This is a genomic window from Sphingomonas bacterium (assembly GCF_903643065.1).
Classification (GTDB): domain Bacteria; phylum Pseudomonadota; class Alphaproteobacteria; order Sphingomonadales; family Sphingomonadaceae; genus Sphingomonas.
The window spans coordinates 1-5864 of sequence record NZ_CAHJWX010000148.1 but is presented as its reverse complement, the minus strand read 5'-3'; the positions used below and the strand labels follow the sequence as shown (position 1 = coordinate 5864).

The following is a 5864-nucleotide window of genomic DNA, read 5'->3' as shown; positions in this document are numbered from 1 at the left end:
GCCGACGCCGCCTCCGGCCTGATCGCCGGCACCGCCTTTGACCAGCGCCATCACCCGGCCCACCGCGCGATGGCCGACGCCATCGCCGCCGGCGAGATCGGCCGGCCGATCGCGGTCCGCATCGTCTATGCCTGCTGGGTCGGGCCGGACTGGGCGCCAGCAGGGTCGGACGGGGACAATTGGCGGGCCGACCCCGCCCGCGCGGGTGGCGGCGCCGTGATCGACCTCGCGCTGCACGGGCTCGATCTCGCGCAGATGCTCGTGGCGGAGCCGCTGGAGCGCCTCCACATCGATCTGCAACGCCGCGTCCACGACTACGCCGTCGACGATGGCGGCATGCTGACCGGTCGCACCGCTTCGGGCGTGCTGGTCCAGAGCCATGTCGCGTATAATTGCGCGGAGGTGCTGCCGCGCCGACGGCTGGAGGTACTGGGCGAGACGGGGCTGCTCGTCGGCACCGACACCATGGGGCAGACGCCCGGCGGCACGCTGACCCGGCGCTGTGGCCGCTCGGGCGAGGAGACGCCGGTGCCGTTCGACGCGACGCTCTCCCCCTTCGCCGCGCAGGCCGCCGCCTTCGCGCGCGCGGTGCGGGGCGAGGCGCATGATTTCGACCTGACGCGCGACCTAGCGCTCCAGCGGCTGTTCGACCGGGCGTATGGCGAGGCGCTCACTTGCCTCTGAGCTGGTGGGCATGCGCGCATTGCGGCTTCTGGCAGCGCCATTTCGCGCCCGCCGACTGCCCCGTGTGCAACGACACGCGCAACGACCTGCCCGAGGACGGCTGGCGGTTCCTGCCCGAGGCGGAGGTCGCGGCAACCCACAGCGGCGCGGCGCGGCAGATCGCCGACAACCTCTGGGCATTCACCACCACGCCGGCGCTGGGCCTGGCCGGCACCGGCTGGCTCCTCGTCCGGCCGGAGGGCAACATCGCGTTCGAGGCCGCGCCCTATTATTCCGACGCGATGCTGGCGCGGATCGAGGCGCTGGGCGGCATCGCCTTTCTCGCCGCCAGCCACGCGCACGGCTATGGCGCGTTGTTTCAGCTCCAGCGCGTGTTCGAACCGCCCGTCGTCGCGATCCACAAGGACGATCTGCGCATGACCAAGGCATTCCGCGTCACCTGGCCCTATGACGATACATTGACGCTGGCGCCCGGCTACACGCTCCACCATGTCGGCGGCCATTACGAAGGCCAGGCGGCGCTCCACGACGCGTCGGGCGCGCGCCTGTTCTGCGGTGACATGTTCAAGATCGATCAGGACGCCGATGGCCGCTCCACCGCGATCAGCAGTCACAAGGCGTTTCACAAGGATATCCCGCTCACCCATGGCGAGCTGCGGCGGTATCGCGACGTGATCGCCCCGCTCGCGTTCGACGCGGTGCTGACGCCGTTCGAATATGCGCCGGAAGTGGGCCGTGAGATTGCCTTGCGGGTGCTGGACGAGGCATTGGCCCGGCCGCCCGGCGTGGTCAGGAGACCCCTTTGAATACCGGCCTTCCCACCGACCTCTCGCCCGCCGCCCGCGCCTATCTGGACGCCTTCCCCGCCGGCGATGTCGTCGCGTTCCCGATCGGCGGGCTCGACCGCGTCGGGCTGCCCGTCTGGGTGGTGGCGCTGTTTCCCGACACGCCCGATCTGGCCGGGATCATGCCCTATGGCGTCGGCTATGGCGCGACGGATGAGGCGGCCGTGCTGGGCGGGCTGGGCGAGATCGCGGAGATGGTGTTCCCCACCCTCACCCTGTCCGCGCGGCCCCGGACCAGCGGCAGCCATGCCGGGCTGGTTGCGGCGCTCGGCGAGCGCGCCGTCGCCGACCCGCTCACCCTGTGCCTCCCCGCCGGCTCGCCGGTCGGGCGCGACACGGTGCTCGACTGGGTGGAGGCGAGGCGCTGGGCGGACGGGTCGAGCGTGCTCGTGCCGATCGACCTCGCCGCCTATTCGGCCAAGGAGCTGGCACCCGGCTATCGGCCGTTCACCACCATCATCTCCAACGGCATGGGCGCCGGCCCCGATCTCGATTGGGCGGTCGGCCATGGCCTGTGCGAGATCCTGCAGCGCGACGGCAACGGCCTCCTGTTCCGCGCGCTGGATCGCGGCGTCACGCTGGCGCTGCCGGGCGATCTGCCCGCCGGCACGCACGCGATCCTCGACCGGTTCGCCGCCGCCGGCGTCGATCTGCTGCCGAAATTCGCCACCGACCAGTTCGGCCTGCCCAATCTGTATTGCGTCGGCACCGACCGGATCGAGCCCGCCGCGCCGATCATGGCCACCGCGTGCGGCGAGGCCTGCCACCCCGACGTGACCGCCGCGCTGGAGAAGTGCGTCACCGAGTTCGCCGCCAGCCGCGCGCGCAAGGCGTTCGCGCACGGCCCCGCCGCGCTGGTCCGCCAGGTCGCGCCGGAGGGCTATGTCGAGCGGTTCATGGCGCAGGCCGGCCGCGCGGCGAAATCGTCCGACGATCGCGCGTTCCGGGCGATGGGGGACTGGACGCGCCGCGACGCCGCGACGCTGCGCGGCTGGCTGGCGGAGACGATGCTGTCGCGCCACACGACCCGCGACTTCTCGACGCTGCCGTCCACGCCCGCGCCGAGCGGCCATGACCGCAGCCGCGTCACCCGCGCGGCGGTGGCGGCGGCCGGCTTCGACATCCTGTATGTCGACATGACGCCGCCCGGCTGCCCGGTCACCACGGTCAAGGTGATCGTGCCGGGGATGGAGGTGGAGACGATGAGCTATTACCGGATCGGCGAGCGCAACACGCGCAAGCTGATCGACATGGGCTCGCCGCTGATCCGCTTCACCGGCGAGAGCGAGACGGTGCGCCCCGTCCGCCTGACGCCGGAGGCGCTGGACGGGTTCGGTCGCCAGCCGCTGTTCGACACCGCCGTCGCCGATGCGATCGTCGGGCCGCTCTACCCGCTGTATCGCGAGCCGGAAGCGCATCACGTCGCCTGGGCCGAGCGCCGCGCATGAGCCTGCGCTTCGCCTACAACACCAACGGCGCCGCCAACCACCGGCTCGACGACGCGATCCGGCTGATCGCGGACAGCGGCTATGCGGGCGTCGCGCTGACGCTGGACCACCACCATCTCGATCCGTTCGCCGACGGCTGGTGGCGCGAGGCGGACCGCGTCGGCGGGCTGCTCGACGAGCTGGGGCTGGGCAGCGTGATCGAGACGGGCGCGCGCTACCTGCTGGACCCGCGCGACAAGCACGAGCCGACGCTGGTCAGCGCCACCGGCCGCGAGCGGCGCGTCGCCTTCCTGAACCGCGCGACCGACATCGCCGCGATCCTGGGCAGCGAGACGGTCAGCTTCTGGGCCGGCGTGCCCGGGCCGGGGATCGATCCCGCCCAGGCCCATGCCTGGCTGGACAACGGGCTCGGGCGTGTCCTCGATCATGCCGCCACCCAGCGCGTCGCGATGAGCTTCGAGCCGGAGCCCGGCATGCTGATCGAGACGGTCGCCGACTACGAGCGATTGTCGCGGCGTCACCCTTCCCTCCGGCTCGCGCTCGACACCGGCCATTGCCTCGTCACGCAGGACATCGACCCCGCCGACGCGGTGCGCCGCTTCGCCGACCGGCTCGGCACCGTCGCGATCGAGGACATGCGCCGGGGCGATCACACCCACCTGCCGTTCGGGCAGGGCGACATGGACGTGCCCGCGGTGCTGGGCGCGCTGGCGGCGATCGGCTTTGGCGGGCTGGTCTGCGTCGAGCTGAGCCGCGAGAGCCCGCGCGCGCATCAGGCGATCCCGGAGGCGATCGCGTATCTGCGGGCGCGGACGGCGTGAGGCCAAGGACGCCTCGACGACGCTCGACTCGAACGGGAACGATCAAACGGCCTCCGTTCGTGTCGAGCGAAGTCGAGACACCGTCGCGCGAGCGACGCGGATGAGGGTCTGCTTTGTCTCGCGCCGGTTCTTCCCCGCCATCTCCGGCATGTCGATCTACGCGCTCAACCTGCTGCGCCAGCTTGTCGCGGGCGGGCATGAGGTGACGATGGTCAGCCAATATTATGGCGCTCCGGCCAAGCGACGCGTCTATGGCGGCGGCCCCCCGCCCCCCGTCCCCGGCGTGCGGGTGATCGGGCTGGAGGCGCTGGGCGAACAGGACGGGGGCGATTTCGAGCGCGACATCACCGCGATGGCGGACGCGATCGCCGCCGCCGGCCCGTTCGACATGATCCACGCGCAATATGGCTATCCGACCGGCTGGGCGGCGATGATCGCGGCGCGGCGGCTCGGCCTGCCCTGCGTCGTGTCGATCCAGGGCGGCGACGGCCATTGGGTCGGCTCGTGCTGCGAGACGCATCGGCTCGCGATGGTCCGCGTGCTCGACGGTGCCGGCGCGGTGCTGATCGGCGGCGCCAGCTTCGCGGGCGAGGTGCACGAGCGGCTGGGCACGCCGCTCGATCGGTTCACGATCGTCCCCGGCGCGGTCGACACCGCCCATTTCACGCCCGGCGCCGGCGCCACCGGGCCGGTCCGGCTGTTGTACCATGGCCGCGTCGATCGCCGCAAAGGCGTGCTCGACTTCCTCCGGGCGCTGCCGTCCGTGCCGGGCGCGTGGGAAGCGACGATCTCCGGCATCGGCCCCGACCTCGACGCCGCGCAGGCGCTGGCGGCGGAACTGGGCGTCGCGGTCGCGTTCACCGGCTATGCCGATTACGACGCGGTGCCGGCACTGTACCGCGCGCACGACGCCTTCGTCTCACCGACCTATGCCGAAGGGTTCAGCAACACGATCCTGGAGGCGATGGCGAGCGGCTTGGCGGTGGTGTCGTGCCGATCGGTCGGCGTCGTCGACTGCCTGACCGATGGCGTCGACGGGCTGCTGACCGAGCCGGGCGACGTCCCCGCGCTGGCGGCGGCGCTGACCCGCATCGTCGCCGATGGGGGCCTGCGCGCGCGGCTCGCCGCCGCCGGGCTCACCGAATGCCGGCAAACGTATAGCTGGACGGCGGTCGGCGCCCGGATCGTCGCGGTGTACGAGCGGCTGCGTGACCATCCGCAGACCGCGTTCGACGAGGCGCTGCCGCTGACGCCGTGCCGCTTCCGCGCGGAGCCGCAGCTGCTGTGAGCCACCTCGTCGCCGTCTCGCCGCACCTGGACGACGCCGCCTTTTCCGCCGGCGGGCTGCTCGCGGCGCACGCGCGGGCCGGCGGGCGGGTGACGATAGTGACCTGCTTCACGGGCAACGTCGCCCGCCCCAGCGGCTTCGCGCTCGCCTGCCAGCTCGACAAGGGGCTGGCCCCGGACGTCGATTACATGGCGCTGCGCCGCGCGGAGGACAGCGCGGCCTGCGCGGTCATCGGCGCCGAGCCCGTCCACCTGCCGTTCCTGGAGGCGCCGCATCGTGGCTATGCGAGCGCGCGCGACCTGTTCGGCCCGCGCCGCGCCGACGACACGATGGTCGACCAGCTCGCGCCGGCGCTCGCGACGCTGCTCGATCGGCTCGCGCCGGACCTGCTGCTGGGGCCGCTGGCGCTGGGCGACCATGTCGATCACTGGGTCGTGCGCGACGCGCTCGCGCGCGGGGGACGGGCGGTGCTGCTGTGGGAGGACTGGCCGTATCTCGACCGGCCCGGTGTCGTGGCGGGCGAGCCCCGCTGCCGCGTCGCGCTGGACGACGAGCTGCGCGCGCGGCGGATCGCGATGTGCGGCGCCTACCCGACCCAGCTCGGCTTCCAGTTCGGCGGCCACGCGGCGATGGCCGCCCGCATAGACTCGATCACCGAAGAGCGGTTCCACGACCCCGCGGGCTGACGCGGCGAACCCTTATCCGGCCGAGTAGAAGGCCGGCCAATCACTCGCATGGGCGCTGGCCGCGGCGGCGCCGATCGCGGCGAGGGCGCGCG

Annotated in this window: 6 protein-coding genes; all 6 read left to right on the top strand. The window is 72.5% G+C overall.

What is annotated here, in order from left to right:
* On the top strand, positions 1-684 hold a 684-nt coding region (locus HUU95_RS06700), incomplete at its 5' end, for a Gfo/Idh/MocA family protein (protein ID WP_174279406.1).
* Positions 675-1490, top strand: coding sequence for a hypothetical protein (locus HUU95_RS06695; protein WP_174279405.1), 816 nt, complete (start codon positions 675-677; stop codon positions 1488-1490). The genes HUU95_RS06700 and HUU95_RS06695, both read left to right, overlap by 10 nt.
* Positions 1487-2977, top strand: a complete 1491-nt coding sequence (locus HUU95_RS06690; RefSeq protein ID WP_174279404.1) for a YcaO-like family protein — start codon at positions 1487-1489, stop codon at positions 2975-2977. The genes HUU95_RS06695 and HUU95_RS06690 overlap by 4 nt, the downstream gene beginning before the upstream one ends.
* Positions 2974-3798, top strand: coding sequence for a sugar phosphate isomerase/epimerase family protein (locus tag HUU95_RS06685; protein ID WP_174279403.1), 825 nt, complete (start codon positions 2974-2976; stop codon positions 3796-3798). The genes HUU95_RS06690 and HUU95_RS06685 overlap by 4 nt, the downstream gene beginning before the upstream one ends.
* 100 nt (positions 3799-3898) lie before the next feature.
* Complete coding sequence (locus tag HUU95_RS06680) at positions 3899-5086, top strand: glycosyltransferase family 4 protein (protein WP_174279402.1); 1188 nt, start codon at positions 3899-3901, stop codon at positions 5084-5086.
* Positions 5083-5772 (top strand): PIG-L deacetylase family protein, encoded by a 690-nt coding sequence (locus HUU95_RS06675; protein ID WP_174279401.1) that lies wholly within the window; start codon positions 5083-5085, stop codon positions 5770-5772. Before HUU95_RS06680 ends, HUU95_RS06675 begins: the two co-directional genes overlap by 4 nt.
* Positions 5773-5864: the final 92 nt, after the last annotated feature.

Bases quoted from the DNA above. Each gene is read 5' to 3' on its own strand.
- HUU95_RS06685 (WP_174279403.1), top strand. From the start codon at position 2,974: ATGAGCCTGCGCTTCGCCTACAACACCAACGGCGCCGCCAACCACCGG.
- HUU95_RS06680 (WP_174279402.1), top strand. From the start codon at position 3,899: ATGAGGGTCTGCTTTGTCTCGCGCCGGTTCTTCCCCGCCATCTCCGGC.